The following is a 24,593-nucleotide window of genomic DNA, read 5'->3' on the forward strand; positions in this document are numbered from 1 at the left end:
TTTCTAAGCAACAAAAATGACATGATATGAAGTATTTAGTAATTAGTTTGACAATTTTAGCTTTTGGATGTAAACCCGAAATTCAACGCGAATACATGATGGAACCCTGTCCTGAAGATGAAAAAATTTCTGCAGCCCAGCAAATCAAGGAGCTAAAAGATGAGGGGTATGAAATCTTTGATATGGTTAATCCCGATAACGGAGATACATTAATCATGCAACAATATTTTATGGTGTTTTTAAAAAGCGGACCTAACCGTAATCAGTCCCCCGAAGAAGCCCAACAATTACAAGCCGCTCATATGGAGCATTTAACCCGAATGTATCAAGAAGGGTATGCAGATATTTCAGGCCCTTTTGGAGATGAAGGGGATTTGCGTGGCATTACAATTTATAATGTTCCAACCTTAAAAATAGCCGATAGCCTTGCGAATCTAGATCCAATGGTGAAAGCAGGCAGGCTAGCTGTTGAAGTTAAATCATGGTGGGCCGGAAAAGGATATCCGTTACGATAAAATTTTAATGGGAAGCCATCGAAATTTCTACTTTTTGTTTGATAGTGTTTCCATTCTGGTCCGTAGCGGTTACTATATAGTTTCCGGGTTTTGGAGCAAGTGCTAGTTCGTGAAATGATTGGGTGCTGCCAATAAATGTATTATCAAGGTACCAATAGACTGTTGTTTCAGGAGTACGATGTGCTAATTTGAAAATTACTTCATTGGTGGTTTCGTCAAAGTTTTTTGACAATAAAATGGTTTCATTTTTCTTTGGAAAGATAAAATCAAGTGTCTTTTCCCCTTCCTGTATACAATCAAATTTAAAAGGTGGCAATGGTGTATATTCGGGATGCTTTTGAGCATAGTAATATTCTAATACAGGCGGTAACGAAAACCAGGATTGTTGTTTCATCTCTGCTAAAGGGTAACAGGAAGCATTAACGCGATAGGCTTCAGAAGCATCCAAAAATACTTGTTGGTGGTAAGGACAGGTTTCTGTTCTACTTCCGTTTTTTGGGATAAATTCCAAAGCAATTTGATCACAAAATACACCGGCCAAATGTCCAGTTTTCGAACAGATTTCAGTTTCAATAAGTTCATCATAGGGCGTTGCAAACCATTCAGACTTAGGTAAGACATCCAATACATCAAAGAGAATAGGAGCCGCAGCTTGCAGACCTGTTAAGCCAGGACGTCCCTCACCATCGGCATTTCCAGCCCAGATTCCAATAACATATTTAGGGGTTACTCCAACAGCCCAAGCATCTTTAAACCCAAAACTCGTTCCTGTTTTCCAAGCAATGGGTTGCGAATGGCTAAAGAAATCCCAGTTCTCTTCCCCTTGCGGTCTGTTTACCTTTTGCATCGCTGTAAAGGTCTTATAAATAGCACCTGCATCGAAAAGTTGCGGATTCGCTTGGATCTTTCCGAAGTCATTTTCCTTTTCTTCCGAAACATACACAGGCGAAACATATTCATTCGATCGATACTCGCTGGACGATTGATTGAAAAAATTTAATGTGGAAGCCATCCCAGCATAGGCTGAAGTTATATCCCACAAGGAACTTTCAGCTCCTCCCAAGATTAAGGAAAGTCCATAATAATCGGCTGGTTTGTCTATTGATTTTTGATTTAATGTTGAAAGCGTATTGTAAAAACGTTGCAAGCCGTACTCCCTAAGCATCCGTACCGCAGGTATATTCAAAGAACGCGATAAAGCTTCACTTGCAGGAACGGCACCATTAAATTCCTGATCAAAATTTTCAGGACTATACCCATTAATCACAGTTGGAATATCAGCTACTATAGTGTTTGGTAAAATTTCACCAGCATCCAGCAACGAAGCATATAAGAATGGCTTTAAAATACTGCCTGTGCTTCTGGGCTTGTCGATGATATCTACATAATTTGCATTGGCAACCGACGTTGGTGCATTTCCTACATACGCTAAGACTTCTCTGGTTTCAACATCCATTATTAACACGGAAAGGTTGTGAATTTCATTTTGAGAAAGCATATAGTGATGCTCTTTAGTAATCCGATTTATTTTTTGCTGAAGGCTAAAATCAATGGTTGTTTTTATTCGTTTTCCTCTATGTTCACTTCGAACTTTTTCGGTGAGATGTTGTGCGATTTCAGGAAGCGGAAATGGTTTTCCTGGGAGTTTTTCCAATAACGCAAGTTCGTAGGTGGTTTGATCGATAATTTCTTTCTGAAAGAGTTTCAGTAATAACCGATCTCTCTTTCTCTTTAAAACAACTTCATTCTTTCCTGGAAATATCAAAGAAGGAGCATTTGGTAATACCGCTAAAGCTGAAGCCTGTCCCCAGCTCAGTTCATTGGACGGAATTCCGAAATAACGCCATGAAGCAGTTTCCAGACCGACCACGTTTCCTCCAAAAGGGGCATAGGAAGCATAGAAATTCAGGATTTCTTGTTTAGAATATCCTGCTTCCAACCGTGTCGCCTGTACAACCTCAATTCCTTTTTCCAGATAATTTCGTTGTTTATTTTTACGAGCCAATCTAATAACTTGCTGAGTGAGTGTACTTCCACCGCGACGCTTGTCTGTCGTCAAATTTCCCCAGATCGCCTTCGACATAGATACGGGATTAAATCCCGGATGATTATAAAAATATTCGTCTTCAAAATGCAAAATGCTTTGTTCAAAACGATAGGGAACACTATCCAATTGCGGGAATCGCCACTGTCCATCCTCTGCAATTCGAGCACCCAACATATATCCCTCTCTGCTTTCAGCTACTGTAGCTGTTGGCACATCAAATAAGTTGGATGGAAGACAGAATAGCCAGAATAAAAAAACGATAAGAAAAGCCGATAGCTTAAACTTGTGTTTTTTTAGGGTTGCGATAATATGGTGTTCTTGGTTTTTCAAATTAAAAAATTTACAGCTTCACCTCAATCCACATTCCCGAATTTCTTGCGTAATAGGTATTGTCATACATTGCCTCTACCTGAGTGCCTGGCAAATAATAGGTTCCTAAATAGGAAGCATTTAATTTTACTATGAATGTTTTCGATTTTTTTGCTCCCAAATCAAAATAGAAATTCACTCTATCGTCTCTAATGTCTGTGTAGCGAGCGTTCCCTTCTGCTCCGCCACCTAATTCGGTAAAACTTGTGTTTACAATTTCCCAGCCACCAGGGAAGATTTTTGTGAGCGCTATATTCCCTACAAAATCATTGGAACTATTGGTTACCGTTACTTTTGCCAAGATTTCGGTTCCTTGCCTTAGATTTTTAACATCCAACGTTTTTCCTTCACCATCCAAATATTGGGATTGTAAAACGATATTTTTACGCTCTGCTAGTTCTTTTCCTAAAGGCAATTTCCCTTTCTGAATGAGCGTGACATACACTACATTTCCTTTGTTATTTTTTACAGAAACAGAATTAGCTCCCATTGAAATATCCAGCTCTCTTTGAGCAACTGCTTTTTCAGTCTTAACCGTAGTCGTATTTCCGTTTTTACTGAAAGTGAGTTCTAATGATTTGCCGCCATTCTTTTCTATCATTTTAGCCATCGCAAGTAAACCATAAGCAGTTTCCTGGGTGCTGTACCATCTTTCTGAAGACAATTCTTTTGCGACAGAAACCGCCATGTCACGTTGCTTCGAATCTTCAATTATAACCATCGTCTCCAACGCCATTGCCTTATTTCTGAATGGCGATCCGTACGTATAATAATCAGAATTCTGAGGGGCAAAATTGATATTGGCCGTTTGTACAATCTGTTGGGCTACATTTTTTTTACCAGCCAATCCATAGGCTGCCGCCAATCGCCATTTGGCATCATTGCTCATATTTTTACTTTCCCGTAAACGGTTCATAGCGGCCAGTTCTGGCTGCCCGGCCAAAGCTAATGTGTAAAGACGATAAGCTTGTGTTAAACTCTGATTGTATCGTGTATCGCTATTGCGCCATTGTCGCGCTTCATTTTTTTGATAGCGTAACCAGTTACTCATAAACGTCAGTGGCAATGCATATCCTTTTGACTTTGCTTCGAGCATAAAATGCCCAGCATAGGTTGTTCCCCAGACATCTGCTTCCCGTTCACCAGGCCAGTAACTGAGTCCGCCATTTGCTGTCTGAAAATTTCCAAGCCTGTTAATAGCCGCTTTGATATTTTCTTGAATCTCTTGCTTTTTCTCAAACGTAATATCAAAAACGTCTGCTAAATATAACTGCGGAAAAGCACCCGAAGTCGTCTGTTCAATACACCCATGCGGATATTGTATCAAATATTCCATTCGCCTTGCAAAATCTATTGGAGGTACGGTTGAAAATTCTAAGGTAGCACCATTGGTTCCAACAACTCCAAACGTATTGAAGTTGATGGTTTGCTCCCCATTTTCGGTTAAGGTGTATGGTGTTGTTTTTTGAGAAATCGGATTCGGATTTTCCACATCAATCTCTACTTTGTAGCTTGCTTTTTCACCACTCCCCGAAGCTGAAACTTCAATAGTTTGAAAGTTTGTCGTTGGTAACACTTCAAACTCAAAGGTTACAATTTGCTCCCCAACTTCAGAAAAAGTTACTGATTTTGATGTGCCTTTGAGAGGCTTCAGCGCATCGCCAACCTTAATTGATACTGTTGCATTTTTCACTTTTGATTCCATAGCAAAGACTGTAACAGGTAAAGTCACAGTTTCGCCAGGAGAAAGTTTCCGAGGTAAAGAGGCCAATACCATTAAAGGTTTCCGAACTGGAGTTGCTTTCTCTGTTTTTCCGTAGGCAGCTTTAGAATTATCTCCGGCAATGACCATCGTACGAACAGAACCCACATAATTAGGCATGGTTATTTTATGAGAGGCTTTTTCGCCGGCTTTTAACTCAAATGGTCCTAAAAATTTTACAACAGGCTTAAATCGGTCTGCTTTTCGGTTTTTGGCTCCTGCCGCAGCATCACCCCCACCAATCGCATAGATATTATCCACACTGCCAGAATAGGCTCCTATCACATAATCATACACATCAAATGTTTTTACTCCCAAGGCTTCGCGAGCGTAAAAAGCATCGTGAATTTCTGGCGTTTTAAAACGAGTGAGATCCAGTAAGCCTTCGTCTACCATCGCTACTGTATAGGTCATCGGATTGTTGTTTCTTTCTGAAACTTTTACCGTAAAAGTTTCTTCAGGCTTTAAGACATCGGGCATTTCGAGTTGAGGTTGCAAAATGGTATTGGGATCTTCTACGAGAATTGGAACGACACCATATAACCGAATAGGTAAATCATTCTTCGTTTGCGCATGGGGTTGTAACAACGATATGTTGACATAGATATTAGGAGCCATTTCCTTGGTTAGTTGGATGCTGGTGGTAGTTTCGCCTTTTTTGGTTTCTACCCATTTGGTGTCCAAAACCTCTGTTCCATTTTCTATGCTTATCAAGGCTCTACCTTCACTACCAGAGGGGAATGTGATTGTTGCTTCTTCTCCTACTTTGTATTTTTCTTTATCTGCTGAAAAAACCAGCATTTTAGCACTTTCGGAATCCATAGGAGCCTGCCACCAGTTACGGTAGAAATAGGTGATACGACCTGTCGCATGACCACTTTTTGTATCGATCACTCGAATGAGATACCGACCGCCTTCTCTTTCAGGAATGTTTACAGTAAAGTTTGATTTTCCGTTTCTATTGGTTGTGATTGTAAATTCTTTAACAGGTCTGTGAACCGAAGCATTTTCATATCTCGATAAATTATCTCGGCCACGATTCCACCACCATCTCCATTCTATTTTAAAAACTTTTACTTCCAATTCGCGTCCGCTCTGCGGATTTCCCTGTGCATCGACACTTGCGACATCAAACACCGTGTTTTCATCTGTAAAATAAGAACCATAGCGATGCGCTTCGGGAGACTGCAATCCTACAAAGTGAGAAAAGGGTGCTAGATCTTTGCTAAACACATCGATAGAAAAATCGCCACCCCCTTCAAAAATCTTGGTAAGAAATGTTGCTTTTAGCATGCCCGGAGCATTTTTGTTTACTTCAAATTTTTCAGAAAAAGAAACTGTCCCATCTGCAGCCAGTGTTTTTTTCAACACAGGAATTTCAAGTTCATCAAATTGTCTTACAGGATCTGTAAAACTATAGCTTGGAAATTTCGTAAAACTTGTGGCACTTACTCTTAAAGTGGCATCCATTTCTACTTTTAAATTTCTGGCAGGCGCGCCGTGCAGCCAGCTTCCTGTGATCTTTCCGTCGACAGATTTACTAGCGTCGAGAATTTCATCTTCAAAATCGAGCTTAATTTTAAGTCGGTTGGGCTTTACCGTTGCCACTTTTAAAGTTTTAGAAAAAGAAACACCTCCAACAGTAATAGTAGCATTCCAATTACCCGTAGGAGCCCCAGCATCTGTAATGATAGGGAAGTAGTAAAAGCCGTTAGCCATAGCTCCAGACGCTCTCTTTTGATTCCCTTCAAAGGGTGAATTTGTTCCGTTTAAAACCGTATGCTGAACTACCTTTCCGCGGGCATCGGTAACATCAAGTGTGACAGGATGGTTTTTAGGCAACGGATTGGTTTTATCATTTAATACAAATGTGAGATGAATGCTATCGCCAGGACGGTGTACGCCTCTTTCGGTGTAGATAAATCCTTTTAAAGCTTTTTCTAGTTGCTTCCCAGAAATATCGAAGTTGCTCATCGACAGGGAATTCCCATCCAGTAAGCGGGCGTACGCAAAATTATCTCCCTTTTGTGCAACGGCAAAGGCTACTGTTTTTTTGCTGTCGTACAATCCTATTCCATCACTTTCCGTAGTAATTGTGTGGATAAGTTGTTGCTGATAATTATATAATTTAATTTTTGTTCCTCCTTCAGGTTCAGTCGTTAACAGGTTGTTTACTGCAAATTGATACGAATTATTGTTTCCTTTTTTAACAATGAGACCAATGTCACTTCCTAAAATATTGGTAGTACTAACTTTGTCCTGATTGTAGTAGGCAATATGGCAGGGATTGTTTTCCTGTTGCCAGTTATATACATTTTGTCTCCAATTGTAGATTTCTCCATCCCAGTATTTTTCTTCCAGTTCGTTTTCCTGTGCTTCGGAATATTCTGTCATATCATTTCCGTAGGTGTCTTCATAATATTCGTCTTCGTATTCTTCTTCACTATTAGTTTCTTCGGAAGCAACCGCGTCACAATCATAGCTGCTGTACGATTTTTTATAGCTAATTTCTACACGATACATGGAACCAGGATCTGCTTTAAAGATTTCTGAAAGATTGATTGCGTATGCTTTCCAGAGTCCGTTGGAGCCAATAGCATTTTCATCCAGCTGAATGGTTTTTTTTGCAATGCGGCGACCTACACGTCGAATTTCATAACTATTATTGTCGTTGATGTTTGAAGTCTGTAAAAACTGAAGCATATTCTTTTCATAAACTTTAATAACCCGAACATCGACAGCGGTAAGATTAACTGCTTCAAAATAGAGGGGAGTAGATGCAGCATTTGGCAGAATTACTCCTTTTGAAAGCATACGAACAGCTGGTTTTAACTGTTCAAACGAAATAAGTTCACTAAATTCTGTTTTAAGTGAAAAGCCCTCTGTGTTTTTAATTCCGTTGTAGACGGTTACTCTTACATCACCAACGACACGATTTCCAGGATAGACATGTAACACATTTCCATTTACTTCGTAACGTATATCTTCAATATTCTCAATAGTTACTAAGCCCGCAAAATCCTGATCTTCTTGCAATGGATCTGAGAAGTTAATAGAAAGTAATGCCTGCGGTGCCATGGTGCTTTTAATATCTACAATCGAGAAATTATTCTGTCCAGGGATTTTGAATGTGTCTTCTCCTTTGTTGTCCGATTTGATAGGCTTTCCATTCCAGCTAATCTCAATCTGGTCGTCTTCAATTTTCCGCTGAATGCTATCTATCGTAAAATTGAAAAACTTGGCATAGCCCTCGTCGCTTGGCCATTGTAGCTTTAGATTTTTCCCTCCTTGTGTTGCTTCTACTAATTTCTGAGCGTTTTCAGCAGAAATTACATCGCTGGTTTCTACCGTGCCAGTCACATATTGCCACTTTTTGCTGTAGGACTGGAGGTTGTTGAGGTTTACTTTAAAGCCCGGAGTAATTGTTTTAAAGCTAAAGGTATAGTTCTTATATTCAGAAGAAATGCCTTTGTATAATTCGCTCAACTTTACAGTGACGGCATATTCGGTGTCTGGTTTTAAATTTTCGGTAGGCTGAAAAACCAGAGTTCTGCCATTTTCTATAAGCAGTTTACCTTCAGTTTTAGGAGAAATTTTCAGGTAATCACTTGGGATTTCTTGTGTAATTTCAAATTGTTCTAGCGGCTGTGCTAATTCAATTCGAATAGGGTCTGCTATCGATTTGTTTCCGTAGGTATTATAAGAAATATAATCCTTGAATTTAAAGAGATTATCGGTTTCTGCAGTAGCAGATTTTTTGTCTTTACAAGAAAAAGTAATAAGTACAACAGAAAGTGCAAGAAACAGACGGAGCGTTTTCATAAAATGTGATGGTTTAAAAGGTTCTTAAAATTAAAGTAAATAGTATTGAGATGCAATGGCTAAGCCAGGCAAAATTTGCTCAAAATGAGTATGATAAACTTACTTTTTGTTCCTTGGATGAGGGAACCTTTAGGAGGGTGTTATAGTTTGAACGCAGAGAAGTTTTAGTTTCGTATTTGATAGATTGTTTTTAGCATGAGTTTAACAGAAATAGATCCTTAATCGAACGCCTAAAAATCAAAGTATTATTTCGAACTGTAAAATCTTGCACAGCACTATACAAACTAGTATTTTTGCGTTGTTTAAATTCAATCTAAATAAAAGTAATGGTGACAATAGCTCATTTAAAAAAGGGTCAGCGTGGGATTATTAAAGAATTCTCTGTGGATACAGTTCCTTTAAAGTTACTTGAAATGGGCTGTCTTCCAGGAAACATGGTGGCATTGGTTCAAATGGCCCCTTTTCAAGATCCTTTGTATTTGGATATTAACGGGAGTCACCTTGCCATACGTAAAGAAACAGCCTTGCAGATTGAAATAGAATTGATATAGTAAATAATTAGACTTACTCATTTGGCTAAACAAATTAACGTTGCACTTATAGGTAATCCCAATACGGGAAAGACTTCGGTTTTTAACCGCTTGACAGGTCTTAATCAGAAGGTTGGAAATTATCCTGGGATCACTGTTGAGAAAAAACAAGGAATTTGCAAGTTACCCAGAGGTGTCAAAGCACACATTTTAGACTTACCAGGAACCTATAGCTTGAACGCTTCTTCGCTGGACGAAAATGTGGTCATTGAGTTATTGCTTAATAAAAATGATAAGGATTTTCCAGACGTTGCCATAGTTGTAACAGACATTGAAAACCTAAAGCGAAATCTTCTATTATTTACTCAGATCAAGGATTTGGGCATCCCTACCATTCTTGCCGTAAATATGGCAGACCGGATGAAGCGGAAGGCTATTTCTATTGACATAGAACAATTAGAAGACCGTTTAGAAACCAAAATAGCACTAATAAGTTCCAGAAAAAATGAGGGATTTGATACTTTAAAGGAGCTAATCACAAACCACAATCAGATCTCTACAAAGCCCTGTTTAAATGCTTCGGTCATTGCGCCCGATTATTTTGACCGACTTCGGAAAGCTTTTCCGAAACAGGACCTGTACAAATTATGGTTGGTCATTACCCAAGATGTCAACTTCGGAAAATTAGATAGAAAAGAACTGAAGGGTGTTGCCAGCTTTCAAACCGAGAGTAAAAGTAATCTGAAGCGTCTTCAGCAAAAAGAAACCATTGCCCGGTACCAGTTTATCAATGGTGTTTTAAAAGAAACGCTTCATGTCGATACAGCCAACGCAAAGGATTTACGAAGCAGACTGGACCGTATTTTAATGCATAAGTTTTGGGGATATGTTATTTTCTTCGGAATATTATTATTGATCTTTCAAGCGATTTTTGACTGGAGTAGCTACCCAATGGATTTTATCGATTCAACCTTTGCTTCATTAAGTGAATGGTTAAAAAATACGCTTCCGCCAGGAAGTGCGTCTAATTTATTATCTGAAGGTATTGTACCAGGATTGGGCGGTATCGTTATATTTATTCCGCAGATCGCCTTTCTGTTCTTGTTCATTTCTATACTTGAAGAAAGTGGTTATATGAGTCGGGTGGTGTTTTTAATGGACAGAGTGATGCGACGGTTTGGATTGAGTGGAAAAAGTGTAGTGCCCTTAGTGTCTGGAACTGCATGTGCGATACCGGCGATCATGGCAACTCGGAATATCGAAAACTGGAAAGAACGATTAATTACTATTCTGGTAACTCCATTTACAACTTGTTCGGCACGACTTCCGGTATACCTCATCATTATAGCATTAGTGATTCCTGAACAGCGTGTTCTGGGCATTTTTACGTTACAGGGGTTAACACTCATGTTTATGTACCTGCTCGGATTTGGAGCAGCGATATTTTCAGCTTGGCTTTTAAATAAGGTGTTGAAAATTAGAAGTAAGACATTCTTTGTTATTGAAATGCCTAATTACAAACTCCCGCTTTTTAAGAATGTTGTCATTACTGTGGTTGAAAAAACGAAATCATTCGTGCTGGGAGCAGGAAAGATTATACTCGCGATTTCTATTGTGCTTTGGGTATTAGCTTCCTATGGTCCAGGCGACTTTAATAATGCTGAGGCTATTGTTGCAGAACAGACCTCAGGACAAGCTTTAACTGAAGATGAAATTGAAACCAGAATTGCTTCGTATAAATTAGAACATTCTTATATTGGGATAACTGGAAAATTTATTGAACCTGCAGTACGACCCCTAGGCTATGATTGGAAGATAGGGATTGCTATTGTAAGTAGTTTTGCGGCACGTGAGGTCTTCGTTGGAACCTTGGCCACTATTTACAGTGTAGGAAGTGAAGAAGAAGAAACCATTAAAAATAGAATGGCTGCCGAGGTGAATCCTGTATTAGGTACACCTTTGTTTAATTTTGCAAGTGGTGTATCCTTGTTATTGTTTTATGCTTTTGCCATGCAATGTATGAGTACGCTTGCCATCGTTAAAAGAGAAACCAATACTTGGAAATGGCCTATGTGGCAGTTGTTTGCAATGAGCGCCATTGCTTATGTGGTAGCTTTAGTAGCGTACCAATTTTTAAAATAAAAAATTATATATGCAAGATATACTAGTCATTATCACATTTGCCGCAGCTGCGGGATACTTACTTAAGAAATTTGTCTGGACTCCTTTATTCGAAGGGAAACAATCTGTCTCATCGACAGCAGATGGTGCTAAAACCAAATGTGGTAAAAATGATTGTGGATGTCATTAAAAAAAAATGCAGCTTATAAAGCTGCATTTTTTAATTGTACTATTTTCTAATTTGTCAGTCTTCACCATCCAGTAGATCATCAATCCTCGCAATAGCATCTGCATAATGATACTTGGTCACTGTATTTACGCTTCGGTTTCTAGCTGAATTTAAACTTCGTTTTAAGGTTTCCAGTTCCCCACGTACCAAAGGTCTAACATCACTGGTCGTGACATTATAGTTTATGGTACCTTCAAATCCTGAGCGACTAAAACGGTTTTGAGGACCATCGTTTGTCATAAGATATGCCATTCTATCTAAATAAGTGCGTTGTAAATTTCTACGGTAGATATCAACATTTTTAGTTCCAGAAGTTTCAGACCAAATGCCAGTGCGTAAATCTCTCAACATCTCAAAAGCACTATAATAATTGGTAGAAGAAGTTTCAGCATCAATTAATCTACCTAATGTGTCGAAACTCAACAAATCATTAATCACCCTTGCTTGTCGGTTACGCACTTCTTCAAAGTAACCCGCATGATCTATATTCTGTAATATCTTAGTATCTATAAGCCAATCTGGCGTGTCAAATACATTGCTTTGTAACCATTGCATAGAGTTTTGCTGAGTCGACTTGTCTACTGGAGTGTAAACAACACCTCCTTGTTGAGGTGTTTTTATAGTTTCATAGACACCACCTATATTAGTAGTTACGTGGCCCACATACCTGCTGTAGACCCCCAACAGTTCTCCATACAATTCTTCAAGATCATTATAGTCATTTGTTTGATCACTCGTCCAGCTCGCCAGATTTTTTGCTACATATTTAAGGTTTTTAAGTCCGTAGTCACTTGCTTTCAGCATGTCATTTCCAATGCCTTCGGTTTGTGATTGTGGATCAAATCTGCTGGATTGTCTTCCAAATCTATAACGTGGGTCGTCTGCTTTTTCAAGAATCCATTTGTTAAGGGTAGTTTGCTCACTTTCGGTAGTCGCTCCAGGGATGTATCGGTACCCCCAATTAGTGGCATAATGGTCATAAGGACCCATCTGACGAACAAATCGAATGTTCTCGTCTCCAGGCTGTGCAATATAATTGTAACGGGCATAATCCATTAAACTGGCTGCAATACCATTTTTTTGAGTAAAATCGCCATCACGATAATCTTCAACATCATACGCAAAACTAGCTGCCATATTATGCGGGAACCCTAAGGCGTGCCCAACTTCGTGAGCAATTACCTGGCGCATCATTTCGCCTATTTCTTCTTCTGGTGTGTCTAATGTTCTGGCCGAAGGATTCGCTGCTCCTGTTTCCAGTAAATAACGGTTTCGGTAGCTTCGTAAATGGTTGTGATACCAGATAATGTCACTTTCTATAATCTCACCACTACGTGGGTCGCTTACACTGGGTCCTACAGCATTTCGCGTGGTACTTGCCACATAACGAACTACAGAATACCGAATATCTTCTGGGCTAAAATCTGGATCTTCTTCTTTCGTTGGAGCATCTTTGGCAATAATCGCATTTTTAAAGCCAGCTGTTTCAAAGGGTTTTTGCCAGTCTTCAATTCCTTGTTTTATATATTTCTGAAGATTCTCTGGTGTTCCCGGATCTAAATAATACACGATGGGCTTTACAGGTTCTACTAACTCTCCTCTTGCGTACGCTTCAGGATCTTTAGGCTCCAGTCTCCAACGACGAATATAGGTTTTCTCATCTGCTTTTAATTTTTCGCTTCCGTAGTCAACCTGACTTACCGTAAAAAAGCCTACTCTGGGATCGTATAAACGAGGTTGCATAGGTTCTGCAGGCAAAAGAATCATCGATTGGTTCATTTGCAAACTAATGGACTCGGTATCAGAATTTGAAGGCGGCTCAGATGCGTTATACGTCATATCTTGTTTTACTTCAATATTTTCAGGAAAGCTTTTCATCGAATTGATGAAGCTTCGGGAATTGTCCAAGTTTCTAACTTTATAACTACTTCTTAATCGGGAGGAAAGTCCGCTAATCGCTTTTACATCTTCACTAAAAAACTTAGTGACATCAATCACGGTTGCCGTTGAGTCCTTACTGAAGGCTTCAATGTCGAATGCATATAGCGTAGGCTCATAATTGTTTACATATACCGAATTGCTTATGGCTTTCGTACTGTCTGCGACACTTGCATAAGATTTCACTTTTAATAAAATTTTATCTTGAAAGCGCTTCCAATGCACTACCTGTTCATTTGTTTTGGTTCCCGCATTAAAATAACCACCTCCCAGACCTGTTGGAATCTGAGCGATACGACTTACCCAAAGCATGTCTTTTTCAAGTTTGTTATTCGGGATTTCGTAATAGTATTTGTCCTTTATTTTATGCACTTTAAAAAGTCCTTCGTCTGTAATAGCTTCTTTGGTAATAACCTTATCGTAGTCTTTAATAGCATCTTTATCTTTACTTTTTGAAGCTGAAGAATCTGTTGGAGGTGTTTTTTTGGAGTCTTTTTTTTGAAGCGTTGCACAGGATGTTGAAAGGACAACTGCAAGGGAAAGGAGAATGAGTTTTTTCATCGAATTAAATTTTGCTTCCGAAAATACACATATACCCTTTTAATGGCAGAAGGTTTAATTTAATCTTAACAGAAAATTAAGAACTTGCTTGTTTGTAGGTACTTTAGATTTATATAGAAGTACTATTACTATTCATTTGGTAAAATTTTCTTTAATAAAAGCGCATATGGTAATGATTTCTTATTCTCATTGTATTGTGGATAGGGAGTTACATTCAGCACTTCAAATTGTAAGGTAGGATTGATAGTAATAATTGAATTGTTTTGTTCGTCTCCCTTAACCTGACCAATGATAATTTCTTGAAACGTTTCGGCACCTTTGTTATTTAAATAAGAGATTTTTATATGGACGCGTCCTGCCCACACACAGTTGACACCTTCAGGACATCGCGAATCTTCTATAACCTCGATAAATGTTATTTTATACCCTTCGACTATCGCCGTTTCTCCAAATGGAATTTTAATCGCAATTTGAGGTGTTTCCGCAACTTTTTCAGTTTGAGCAAATAAAGTAATGCTGGTAAAAAGCGCAAGTAAAAGAACAAAGTTTTTCATTTCTATATTATTTCAGTTTTAAAGATATAAGAAAAAATGATGCCACTAAAACTGTCTATATGTAAAATTAAAATACTAGCCTTACCCTCTAAAAAGAAAAAAATCATCTTTCATGGCTTCAATTTTTTCGTCTTTATTGGTAATAATATATTCTAAGGCCAGTTGTGTAAACTCCAATCCCTTTTCGGTAAGGGAGACTACCTTGTTTTCAATAGTAATCATGTTATTTTTCTTCGCCAGGGTAAGTACGGTTTTACTACGTACTTTTTGCCAGTTGATATGTTCTTGCAAATGATTGATATGGCGTTCTTTTTCTTCGGAATGGTTGTTTAAATGTAGCAGAAAGGTAATGAGAGAAACTTCGGTTCGTTGTTGTTTTTGACGATACAATACTGATATAAGTCCTTTTCTAGGAGCAAACAAATAGGCACATAAAAAAACAATTCCGAGCATGGTGGTCATAGACCCCGAAATTGAGGCGTCGAGAATATTTGCCAACCAATAGCCGCTTATGGCAGAGAACACTCCAAAAATTACAGATAGCAGAAGCATCTTTTTAAGATCTGAAGTGAGTAAATAGGAGGTTGCTGCTGGAGCGATCATTAAGGCTACGACCAGTATGGCTCCAACCGCATCAAAAGCTCCTACGACAGTAACAGAAGAAACCGACATGAGTCCGTAATGCATTACAATAGGAGAGATACCTAATGCTGAAGATAAACCTGCGTCAAATGTGCTTACCTTCAATTCTTTGAAAAAAAGCAGCACTAGTGAAATTGTGATCACTAAAATTGTTCCCATGATCCAAAGTGCCTTTGGACCAACATCTGCTCCAAAAAGTTCCATTCGGTTAAACGGGGCAAATGCTAATTCTCCTAGTAAAACAGCATCGACATCAAGATGCACATCATTTGCGTTTTTTGCGATAAGAATAACACCAATGCTAAATAACGCAGGAAAAACCAACCCAATAGCAGTATCTTCTTTCACAAGACCTGTTTTTTGAATGGCCTCAACCAATACAACTGTTATGACTCCTGTAATTGCTGCAAAAATAATGAGTAATGGGGAGTTGAGATCTTGTGTGATAAAAAACGCCACGACAATTCCTGGTAAGATGCTATGGCTTATGGCATCACTTATGAGTGCCATTTTTCGCAATACCAGAAACACCCCAGGGATGGCACATGCGATTGCAACTACTGCAGCGATAAGTTGTATTTCAAGTTGAGGACTAGTCATTCTCTTCTTTTTGAGTATACAAATTTTCGGCTTTATCAAAACCTTTTGTTGTCATGGACCATTGCTTATTTTCAATATGGATCCATTCTTTTTCTTCTAACTTTTTTAAAGTCCCTATTGTAAATCCCTGAAAGTTATTTAAAATCTTAATAGCATGTGGATGGCCAATATTGTCATGAGTTTTTGCAATGCCATACATAAACTGCAATGTTTTCTGAAGCTCCAAATCTCGTCTGTTTTTTCTGAAACGTAACTCTCTAAATAATAATCCACGACTTGGCGAGAAAATAAAGGAAAACAACACAAAAACTGCCGCCACTAATACGATTACTGGTCCTGTTGAAAGATTGTTTTGACTCGCACTAATTGCGGTGCCAAATACACCAGAGAATATTCCGAAGATGGCTGCTAGAAAGATCATCATACCCAGACTATTGGTCCATTGCCTTGCCGCTGCAGCAGGGGCCAGTAACATGGCACTCATTAAGACAACTCCTACCGTTTGAAGCCCTAGCACAATCGCAAGAACAATAAAGAATGTAATAAGAATATCAATAAACTTGGTATTGAATCCAAGTGTTTTGGTGTAATCTGCATCAAACAAAAGGATCTTAAATTCTTTCCAAAAAAGGATTAAAATAAAGAGGCATATACTAGTTACGATGATCATTAAATTCACATCCTTTTCGACCAAGGTAGCTGCTTGCCCAAATAGATATTTATCCAGTCCTGCCTGATTTGCATTAGGTTGTTTTTGAATAAATGTGAGAAGAAGCATCCCGAAACCAAAAAAAAGAGACAATACTAAACCTAGAGCTGTATCACTTTTAAGATGTGTTTTTTTAGTCATTCCACGAATCCAGAAAGTTCCTACAAGTCCACTAACTAAAGCTCCTAACATTAAAATGTTAGAATCCTTAGCACCAGTAATTAAAAAGGCCAATGCGATACCTGGTAATGCGGCATGAGAGATGGCATCTCCTAGCAAACTTTGCTTTCGCAATACGGCAAAACTACCTAACATCCCACAAATGGCGCCGAGAACAGCGGTTCCTAGGGTAATGGTTCTTAACGTATAGTCTGACCAAAGGAGATGAAAATATTCTGTTATTGTCATTTGTTGACCGCTACTTTATAATTGATTCCGTAGGTTTTTGTTAAATTATCATCATTAAATATGTCTTTAACAGGTCCTGTAGCAATTTTCTTTACATTTAAAAAAGTAACCCAATCAAAATATTCTGGAACGGTTTGTAAATCATGGTGAACGACAACAAGTGTTTTCCCTGCTTTGCGTAACTCTTTTAAAATATTGATAATTGCAATTTCGGTAGTTGCGTCGACCCCTTGGAAAGGTTCATCCATAAAATAGATCTCTGCATTTTGAACCAAAGCACGAGCTAAGAAAACCCGTTGCTGCTGTCCGCCACTTAGTTGGCTTATTTGACGGTTTTTAAAAGGAAGCATTCCTACTTTTTCAAGTGCTTCTAACGCTGCTTTTTTTTCTTTTTGCCCTGGTCTCTTAATCCATCCTAATTGTCCATAAGTTCCCATCATGACCACATCCAAAGCTGTGGTTGGGAAATCCCAGTCTACACTTCCTTTTTGAGGTACATATGCTACTAATTTTCTTTGTTTTTCGTATGGCTTCTCATAAATTGAAATACTGCCAGCAATTGGGTCAATAATGCCTAAAATAGATTTTATAAGAGTAGATTTTCCCGCGCCATTTGGCCCTACAATTGCCATTAAAACACCTTCAGGCACTTCCATATCTATATCCCATAACACTGGTTTGTAGTTATAGGCTACGGTAAGATCATCTACTTTTATGGCTATCTTTTTACTCATCGTTATTGTAATGCGTTTACAATTGTATCTACGTTGTACCTAAACATCCCTAAGTACGTACCTTCCTCTGTTCCCTTGTTTCCTAAGGCATCGCTATAAAGTGAGCCACCAATGGTAACTTCATGATCTTTGGACAAAACCGCCTCTTGAAGTGCTTCAATTGTTCGTCTTGGAACAGAACTTTCTACGAAAATTGCTTTTACTTTATTTTCAATTATAAATGAAGAAAGCTTTTGTACATCCTGTACACCTGCTTCGGTAGCAGTAGATAGTCCCTGGAGCCCTACGACTTCAAAATCGTATGCTTTTCCGAAGTAATTAAACGCATCGTGTGCAGTAACTAAAATTCTTTTTTCCTTCGGAAGTGTTTCAATTTTGGCTTTAATGTCTATTTCTAAAGCATCCAATTTGTTTTGATATGTAGTATTGTTTTCTCTATAAGCTTTCGCATTTATAGGATCTTTTTCAGCCAAGGTGTTGGTTACAATATTTGAAAACTGTTTAAAATATTGGATATTGAACCATACATGCGGATCGTAACTTGAGGCAAAATAATCGGAACCAATCAGCTCATCTTTCGGTAATAGATCACCTAAACCCACCGTGGTTTTAGAATCTTCCATTCGCTCGAAGATCTCTACAAGTTTACCTTCAAGGTGAAGTCCTCCGTAGAAAATAATATCGGCATTATACAGTTTTGAAACATCACCTTCACTCGCTTTGTATAAGTGTGGATCTACACCAGCACCCATAAGACCATTCACGATAATATGATCGCCTCCAATGTTCTCCACAAGGTCTGTAAGCATCGTCGTAGTCGTTACAACATTGAGTGTATCACTTTTTTTTGATTCGTTTTTACAACTTATAAAACTTATAACTAAAAGGATATATACTATTTTTTTCATTATGTTTTTATTTTGGTATTCTAATAGTTGCACCTAGACTTAGCAAGATATCTTGGCCTTTTGTAAAACTTCTGCCTACAGTAGCGTCGAGTTGAAAATTTGGTTTTATTAAGTAAGTAAACCCTGTATTCCATAGATGATTCGAACGACTGTCCTCAGGTAGGTCTCCATATACTTCGGCATACAGTCCTAACTTTTCTGAAACACTGTATCCGTAAACTAATGTATAAACATAGGCAGCTTCTGGAGAATCACCCAGCCACTGTGCTCCTAAATTATAAGCAAGCGATGAAGTTGAAGAAAGAGTGTGCGAGAAAGAGAATCTAAAATCAACTCCTGTAGTTTCGGGCCTATAATCTGAAGCTGCTAAAAGAGGGAGATACAAATGCCCCAGCAATCCTATTTGTGGCAACCACCCGTTTTCATCGGCGATTTCTACCTTCATTCCAGCAAGCAAAGGAGAAAACCCGCTTAGGATATTATTTGTCTCGTTGCCATTAAATGAAAAGCGAGTTTCTTCAAAATTCCACCCTAATCGAAGTTCTAGATTATCAAGCACTCCATAGCGAAGCAAGGTTGTGTTATACCCATAAACTTCAGTTTTAAAGCTATTCTCTTCAAAAGATTCATAAAAACCTCCAGCTTCAATTTGTAGAAAGCCTTTAGGTACGGTTAATGGTGATTCGGTGGCGTCTGGTCTGTCTGTAACCATGGCTGGCACATTGCTTTCTTCTTGGGCGACGGCCAAAATTGACATTAAAAAAAGCGCTACTAAAATGAAGTGTTTTTTCATACTAATTCGTTTGTACATATAAATTTTCAGCTATAATTTTTGAGATAAAAAATTGATCTTTTCCTACCTGAATGACCATAGAACCATCAAAAAATTCTTTTCCTAATACGATAATTTTTGTGCCGATGCTAATATTTTTTTTATCCAGATACTGAAGGTATTCTGGACTTGATTCCTTAACACCTACACAAACCCCTTGTTGTCTTTTTTGTAATTCTGAAAGTAATTTCTTTTCTGTTTTTTTGATGTTTCCATCTTTGTCTGGAATGGGATCGCCATGAGGATCAAAATCTGGATTGCCTAAAAATTTATTAAGCCGTTCTATAAGTTCTTCAGACTGAATATGCTCTAATTGTTCTGCAATTTCATGAACTTCGTCCCAATGAAATTTCAGCTTTTCAACCAAGAAAACTTCCCAAAGCCGATGTTTTCTTATCACATTAGCAGCCACTTTTTTCCCGTGAGGAGTTAGTTGTGTGCCTTTGTATTTTTTATAAGACAGCACCTTTTTTTCGGCTAATTTTTGAACCATATCGGTGACAGAAGATGGTTTTGTCTCCATAACTTCTGCAATTGCATTGGTACTAACTTCCTTATTTTGCGTTCCTTCCAAATGGAAAATCGCTTTTAAATAGTTTTCTTCGGCTAATGTAAACATGCGGTAAAGGTAAATATATATTTTACAAATATAAAATTATTATTTAGTCTTAGCTAAAATAAGATATAAAATAAAATCCCCAATACTTGAAAGTACCAGGGATTTGTAACAAACAAAAACCTATTATGATGGTTTTACTGCCTGTTAGCAGTACCGTCTTGATCGTTAAATAACCTGCCCTCTCCATTAGCTATAAGTGTCCCATTAGGGTCTCCTTTATCATCCAGCATCAATAATGCAAACTGTGCCGAAGTGATTCCTTCTTCTGAAATGGTTCCGGTAATAGCGTATAATAATATGGGTTCGGCTCCCGCTACAGCAACAGATGTTCTAACATATGCCGTAAATCTATTTCCTACACCCGAGTAAAAAGTGGCTTGTGTCTGTCCTTGTGTCGTGCCATTTTCAATTACTGAAAAGGTAAACGTTCGTTGTTCTGGATTCAAATTTGAAAACATAAATGTAGCATCATTAAATTGTGTGCCCACAGCCGCGTCACCCTGAATATTTGAGGCGCCTAAAATGGTATTTGAAAAAAGAAATGCGCCAGAGATATCTGGAGAGTCTTGTCCGTCATTAAAGTTAAACCCTAAATCTCTTAGTGATTGTAAAAGATCTGGTGTGACAAAGTTCTCAACCAGTTGTTGGATATCCTCGTCATCCATATCATCTGAATTGTCATCTTTGCTACAGCTTATAAGTACGGTTAGTGCTAAAAGTAAAATTGAAAATTTGAAACGTTTCATGCTAAATTCGGTTTTAATGGTTTGAGTACCATCGAACCCTTTTTAGTATGTCATCAAATTTTTTAGAATTAATTAAAATCTACGTTCTTTTTGAAGCTGTTCATACGCTTCTTGAACTTTCATAAATTTTTCCTGAGCTCCTTTTTGATAAGCCTCATCCATATGTTGAAGTTTGTCTGGATGGTATTTTTTTGCCATATCACGATAGGCCTTTTTAATTTCTGAAACGGAAGCCGTTTTATCAATCTCTAGAATCTTATAGGCACTATCTGGATTTTTAAAGAACATTGCTTTTATACTTTCAAAATCAAGACTCTGTACGCCTAAAAATCTGGCGATGTTGTTTATTTCCCGTACTTCAGGATCTGTGACATGTCCGTCTGCATTGGCAATACTAAACAAAAAGTGCAATATCTGTAAACGCGACTCATAACGGGTGCGTTGTCGAAGAATAGTGCAGATATTCTGAGCAGAAATCTGTCTGTTCTTTATCAAATTATTAAAAGTAGTAAAGGTGGCGTTGGCTCTTTCTTTTCCGTAGGCTTGTACAAAATACTGGCGCACATAATCCAATTCTTTTTGATTGATTACACCATCTGCTTTTATAATAAGCGAAGCAAGAGATAATAAATTAAGCTCAAAATCTGCAGGTGTGACTTGATCTTTTCGCGTGGCATTAAAAACCTGCTGAAAACTTCCTTTACTTTTTCCGGTCATATTATCTATAATACTCCCAATCACAAAACCAATAAGTGCACCTGGAAATCGATACAACATATACCCAACAAAGGCTCCTAGCCAACGAATCATATTCTTACTTTTAAGCGAAGTGCAAATATACGCAAAGGACACTTTAAATAGAGAAGAGATATTTATAAGCATATGAGGGACATTTTCATTACCTTTGTACTTAGAATTTAATGACTTAAAATACAAGATTATGTATCCAGCAGAATTAGTAAAACCAATGCGAGAAGATTTAACAAGCATCGGATTTTCAGAATTATATACAGAGCAAGATGTTTCAGAAGCACTAGCAAAAGAAGGCACAACACTTGTAGTTGTAAATTCAGTTTGTGGGTGTGCTGCTGCCAATGCTAGACCCGGAGCAAGAATGTCGCTCCAAAATGTAAAAAAACCAGATCACTTAGTGACGGTTTTTGCAGGAGTGGATCGTGAAGCTGTGGATGCAGCTAGAGCACAAATGGTTCCTTTTCCTCCAAGTTCTCCCTCGATGGCATTATTTAAAAATGGTACGTTGGTGCACATGCTTGAGCGGCATCATATTGAAGGGCGTCCGGCAGACATGATTGCTGAAAATTTAAAAGGGGCTTACGACGAGCATTGCTAGATTGGTAGTACCGCTAAAAAACTGAATCCATTTTCAATAATATGAAAATGGATTTTTTTATTTTTGATTTCTAATGAAAACTCTCCTTCACATCTTAAGTTATCCCTTTTCGGTGCTATTTTATCTTTTTTTTGGAGTAGGGTTGCTCTTTTTTGATGTTTTACAGCGCATTTCCTTAACTATTTTTGGATATCAACTACATAAAATAAGTGTTGATTTTTTTAATTTATATATTGTAAGAAGCCTGCATGTGCTTGGCACTCGATATACAGTCGAACTGCCTAAAGCGCTGCCTATAAATAAACCTGTAATCATTGTTTCAAATCATCAAAGTATGTGGGATATTCCACCGCTGATCTGGTTTTTACGAAAATTACATGTAAAGTTTATCGCAAAAAAAGAATTAGGAAAAGGAATTCCGTCTGTGTCGTATAATCTTCGGAAAGGAGGGTCGGTTTTAATAGACCGAAAAGATGCTCTTCAATCCACCACAGCTATAATTAATGGAGCTAACTACATTTCTAAATTTAATAGAAGCCTTGTTATTTTTCCTGAAGGAACTCGTAGCCGAGATGGTTCAGGAAAGCCCTTTAAAAAAAGAGGATTACAAACTTTATTTGAAAATGCTCCCGACGCTTATGTGCTTCCGGTAAGTATTTCAAATTCCTGGAAATTGCAACGAAATGGTATGTTTCCAATGCCACTAGGGGTACATTTAAAAATCAAGGTTCATCCAGCTTTGAAGGTTTCAAAATACGAGCCACATACACTGATTACAAAGCTTGAACATCAAATAACGGAAGCTGTCTCACACACATGAAAAAATTAGATCAGGCGCTTATTGAGAACACCATTCATTTTGTAAAAAAGGAACTTAAAGATGCCGAAGGCGGACACGATTGGTTCCATATAGAGCGGGTTTATAAGAACGCCAAGCTTATTGCAGCTTCAGAAAAAGTGAATTCTACAATTGTTGCGTTAGGAGCATTGTTGCATGATATAGCCGATAGTAAATTTTATGATGGAGATGAAACTGTTGGTCCTAGAAAGGCCCGCGTTTTTTTAGCTTCGGAAGGTGTTTCCGAAGAAATAATAACACATGTCATGAAGATTATTAAACATATTTCTTTTAAAGGCGGAAATAATCCTCAAAAATTCCAGTCAAAAGAATTGGATGTAGTTCAAGATGCAGATCGTTTGGATGCGCTGGGAGCGATAGGTATTGCGAGGACTTTTAATTATGGCGGATTTAAAAACCGAAAAATCTATGACCCCGCGATTGAGCCAAAATTGGACATGACAGTTTCAGAATACAAAAATTCTACAGCACCCACCATCAATCATTTTTATGAAAAGTTATTGTTGTTAAAAGACAGGATGAATACAGAAACCGGCAAAAAATTGGCAATAGAACGTCATGATTTTATGGAAGCATTTCTTACACAATTCTATGCAGAATGGGAAGGTACGGCCTAACTAAAACAACCGGGTCTGAGGATTTTTTATTTCTAAATAATGCGAATTATCAAGGGGAGGGATGTTCTTGTTTTTTAGAAATTTATTTTTAGCAAGTTGCATAGTATCTTGAATTTGAGTAGCGATTGCTCCTTCGCCTCGCATTCTGCGTCCCCATCTACTATCGTTTAACGTTCCGCCGTGGCATTCGGCTATTTGGTTAAGTATCCTGTCTGCTTTATTGGGAATGGTTTTGCGAGCCCAATCTTCAAAAATTTTAGCTATTTGTCCGTTAAGCCGAACTACTGTGTAGGCAACATCCACCGCTCCTAGTTCTGAAACCTTTTTAACCAACGGTAAGATTTCATGACTGTTTAAAGATGGGATAATAGGTGCCATCATAACTCGTACTGGGATGTTATTTTCTGAAAGTATTTCTACGGTTTTAAGCCTTTGTTTGATGCTTGCAGTTCGTGGTTCTAACAATCTTCTAGTAGCTTCAGAAAGGGAAGTAATTGAAATATTTACAGAAATAATATTGAGTAAAGCCATCTCTTTCAGAATATCCAGATCACGTAGCAGGAGACTATTCTTTGTGATAATTCCTGTAGGATTTTTCCATTTTAGCATGATCTCCAGACACTTTCGGGTTATTTGCATGTTGCGTTCAATTGGCTGATAACAATCTGTATTTCCACTAAAAACTATGGTGTCCCCTTGCCAGGATTTGCTTTTTAATTTGTTTTCAAGTAATTCTGGAGCATTTTTTTTGATAAGGATATTTCGTTCAAAATCTAATCCCGCTCCATACCCCCAATATTCGTGACTGTTTCTCGCATAGCAGTATACACATCCATGCTCGCAACCTTGGTAGGGATTAGCAGAAAAACCCATCCCAACATCTGGGCTATTTACTTTATTGACGAAACTTTTGGGGAAGACGTCGATATATTTGGTTCGATTTTTATCGGCTTCTTCGCCTTCAGCCTCACAATAATTTAAAAAATCGTCACGCTGTTCATGACTTAATTCAAAAAAACGATTGTGAACATGTTGTTGTGCACCACGGCCTTTAATAGGTTTATTTTTTGAAGATTCCATACATTCTTTTGAAAGTGATTCAAAAATAAAGAATATATGG

Annotated in this window: 20 protein-coding genes; 7 read left to right on the forward strand and 13 right to left on the reverse strand. The window is 38.0% G+C overall.

Going from position 1 to position 24,593, the window contains the following annotated elements; all coding sequences use genetic code 11:
• Positions 1-26: 26 nt before the first annotated feature.
• Positions 27-515 carry a YciI family protein gene (locus tag ACFQO1_RS01025; protein ID WP_380215816.1) on the forward strand — a complete coding sequence of 163 codons (489 nt, stop codon included), beginning with the start codon at positions 27-29 and terminating at the stop codon, positions 513-515.
• A gap of 4 nt (positions 516-519) precedes the next feature.
• On the opposite strand, the gene pbpC is transcribed toward ACFQO1_RS01025, so the two are convergent.
• Both pbpC and ACFQO1_RS01035 read right to left on the reverse strand, forming a co-directional pair.
• Positions 520-2,892: a penicillin-binding protein 1C gene (pbpC, locus tag ACFQO1_RS01030; RefSeq protein WP_380215818.1), complete on the reverse strand. Its 2,373-nt coding sequence runs from the start codon at positions 2,890-2,892 to the stop codon at positions 520-522.
• Between the two features lie 10 nt (positions 2,893-2,902).
• Positions 2,903-8,515, reverse strand: a complete 5,613-nt coding sequence (locus ACFQO1_RS01035; protein ID WP_380215820.1) for an alpha-2-macroglobulin family protein — start codon at positions 8,513-8,515, stop codon at positions 2,903-2,905.
• Between the two features lie 326 nt (positions 8,516-8,841).
• Here ACFQO1_RS01035 and ACFQO1_RS01040 point away from each other — a divergent pair, with 326 nt between their 5' ends.
• From ACFQO1_RS01040 to ACFQO1_RS01050, 3 genes are read left to right on the forward strand one after another with little or no spacing between them, the layout of a single operon-like run.
• Positions 8,842-9,066, forward strand: coding sequence for a FeoA family protein (locus tag ACFQO1_RS01040; RefSeq protein WP_380215822.1), 225 nt, complete (start codon positions 8,842-8,844; stop codon positions 9,064-9,066).
• A 21-nt stretch (positions 9,067-9,087) separates the two neighbouring features.
• Positions 9,088-11,187, forward strand: coding sequence for a ferrous iron transport protein B (gene feoB, locus ACFQO1_RS01045; protein WP_380215824.1), 2,100 nt, complete (start codon positions 9,088-9,090; stop codon positions 11,185-11,187).
• 10 nt (positions 11,188-11,197) lie between these two features.
• Positions 11,198-11,356, forward strand: a complete 159-nt coding sequence (locus tag ACFQO1_RS01050; protein WP_380215826.1) for a hypothetical protein — start codon at positions 11,198-11,200, stop codon at positions 11,354-11,356.
• A gap of 54 nt (positions 11,357-11,410) precedes the next feature.
• Here the strand turns inward: ACFQO1_RS01050 and ACFQO1_RS01055 are convergent, their stop codons facing one another.
• The 10 genes from ACFQO1_RS01055 to ACFQO1_RS01100 all read right to left on the reverse strand — a co-directional run bounded on the left by ACFQO1_RS01055 (position 11,411) and on the right by ACFQO1_RS01100 (position 21,456).
• Positions 11,411-13,894, reverse strand: a complete 2,484-nt coding sequence (locus ACFQO1_RS01055) for a zinc-dependent metalloprotease (RefSeq protein ID WP_380215828.1) — start codon at positions 13,892-13,894, stop codon at positions 11,411-11,413.
• 128 nt (positions 13,895-14,022) lie between these two features.
• Entirely contained in the window at positions 14,023-14,448 is a 426-nt protein-coding gene (locus ACFQO1_RS01060; RefSeq protein WP_380215830.1) for a hypothetical protein, read from the reverse strand.
• An 81-nt stretch (positions 14,449-14,529) separates the two neighbouring features.
• Positions 14,530-15,690, reverse strand: coding sequence for a metal ABC transporter permease (locus tag ACFQO1_RS01065; protein WP_380215832.1), 1,161 nt, complete (start codon positions 15,688-15,690; stop codon positions 14,530-14,532).
• The gene (locus ACFQO1_RS01070; protein WP_380215834.1) at positions 15,683-16,807 is read right to left on the reverse strand and encodes a metal ABC transporter permease; all 1,125 of its coding nucleotides are present in this window, start codon (positions 16,805-16,807) and stop codon (positions 15,683-15,685) included. Before ACFQO1_RS01070 ends, ACFQO1_RS01065 begins: the two co-directional genes overlap by 8 nt.
• Positions 16,804-17,541 carry a metal ABC transporter ATP-binding protein gene (locus ACFQO1_RS01075; protein ID WP_380215836.1) on the reverse strand — a complete coding sequence of 246 codons (738 nt, stop codon included), beginning with the start codon at positions 17,539-17,541 and terminating at the stop codon, positions 16,804-16,806. The genes ACFQO1_RS01070 and ACFQO1_RS01075 overlap by 4 nt, the downstream gene beginning before the upstream one ends.
• 2 nt (positions 17,542-17,543) lie before the next feature.
• Positions 17,544-18,449 carry a metal ABC transporter solute-binding protein, Zn/Mn family gene (locus ACFQO1_RS01080; protein ID WP_380215838.1) on the reverse strand — a complete coding sequence of 302 codons (906 nt, stop codon included), beginning with the start codon at positions 18,447-18,449 and terminating at the stop codon, positions 17,544-17,546.
• A gap of 7 nt (positions 18,450-18,456) precedes the next feature.
• Positions 18,457-19,242 (reverse strand): transporter, encoded by a 786-nt coding sequence (locus ACFQO1_RS01085; RefSeq protein WP_380215840.1) that lies wholly within the window; start codon positions 19,240-19,242, stop codon positions 18,457-18,459.
• Between the two features lies 1 nt (position 19,243).
• Complete coding sequence (locus tag ACFQO1_RS01090) at positions 19,244-19,900, reverse strand: metal-dependent transcriptional regulator (protein ID WP_380215842.1); 657 nt, start codon at positions 19,898-19,900, stop codon at positions 19,244-19,246.
• 134 nt (positions 19,901-20,034) lie between these two features.
• Positions 20,035-20,646 (reverse strand): hypothetical protein, encoded by a 612-nt coding sequence (locus ACFQO1_RS01095; RefSeq protein ID WP_380215844.1) that lies wholly within the window; start codon positions 20,644-20,646, stop codon positions 20,035-20,037.
• A gap of 72 nt (positions 20,647-20,718) precedes the next feature.
• The gene (locus tag ACFQO1_RS01100; RefSeq protein ID WP_380215846.1) at positions 20,719-21,456 is read right to left on the reverse strand and encodes a TerB family tellurite resistance protein; all 738 of its coding nucleotides are present in this window, start codon (positions 21,454-21,456) and stop codon (positions 20,719-20,721) included.
• A gap of 130 nt (positions 21,457-21,586) precedes the next feature.
• Here ACFQO1_RS01100 and ACFQO1_RS01105 point away from each other — a divergent pair, with 130 nt between their 5' ends.
• The 3 genes from ACFQO1_RS01105 to ACFQO1_RS01115 all read left to right on the forward strand — a co-directional run bounded on the left by ACFQO1_RS01105 (position 21,587) and on the right by ACFQO1_RS01115 (position 23,473).
• A complete protein-coding gene (locus ACFQO1_RS01105) occupies positions 21,587-21,997 on the forward strand; it encodes a BrxA/BrxB family bacilliredoxin (RefSeq protein ID WP_380215848.1) in 411 nt (136 codons plus the stop codon).
• 73 nt (positions 21,998-22,070) lie between these two features.
• Positions 22,071-22,817 carry a lysophospholipid acyltransferase family protein gene (locus ACFQO1_RS01110; RefSeq protein WP_380215850.1) on the forward strand — a complete coding sequence of 249 codons (747 nt, stop codon included), beginning with the start codon at positions 22,071-22,073 and terminating at the stop codon, positions 22,815-22,817.
• Positions 22,814-23,473, forward strand: coding sequence for an HD domain-containing protein (locus ACFQO1_RS01115; RefSeq protein ID WP_380215852.1), 660 nt, complete (start codon positions 22,814-22,816; stop codon positions 23,471-23,473). Before ACFQO1_RS01110 ends, ACFQO1_RS01115 begins: the two co-directional genes overlap by 4 nt.
• Here the strand turns inward: ACFQO1_RS01115 and ACFQO1_RS01120 are convergent, their stop codons facing one another.
• Positions 23,474-24,553, reverse strand: a complete 1,080-nt coding sequence (locus ACFQO1_RS01120; RefSeq protein WP_380215854.1) for a PA0069 family radical SAM protein — start codon at positions 24,551-24,553, stop codon at positions 23,474-23,476.
• Between the last annotated feature and the right edge of the window lie 40 nt (positions 24,554-24,593).

The sequence above is a fragment of the Jejudonia soesokkakensis genome, assembly GCF_042664795.1.
GTDB lineage: Bacteria > Bacteroidota > Bacteroidia > Flavobacteriales > Flavobacteriaceae > Jejudonia > Jejudonia soesokkakensis.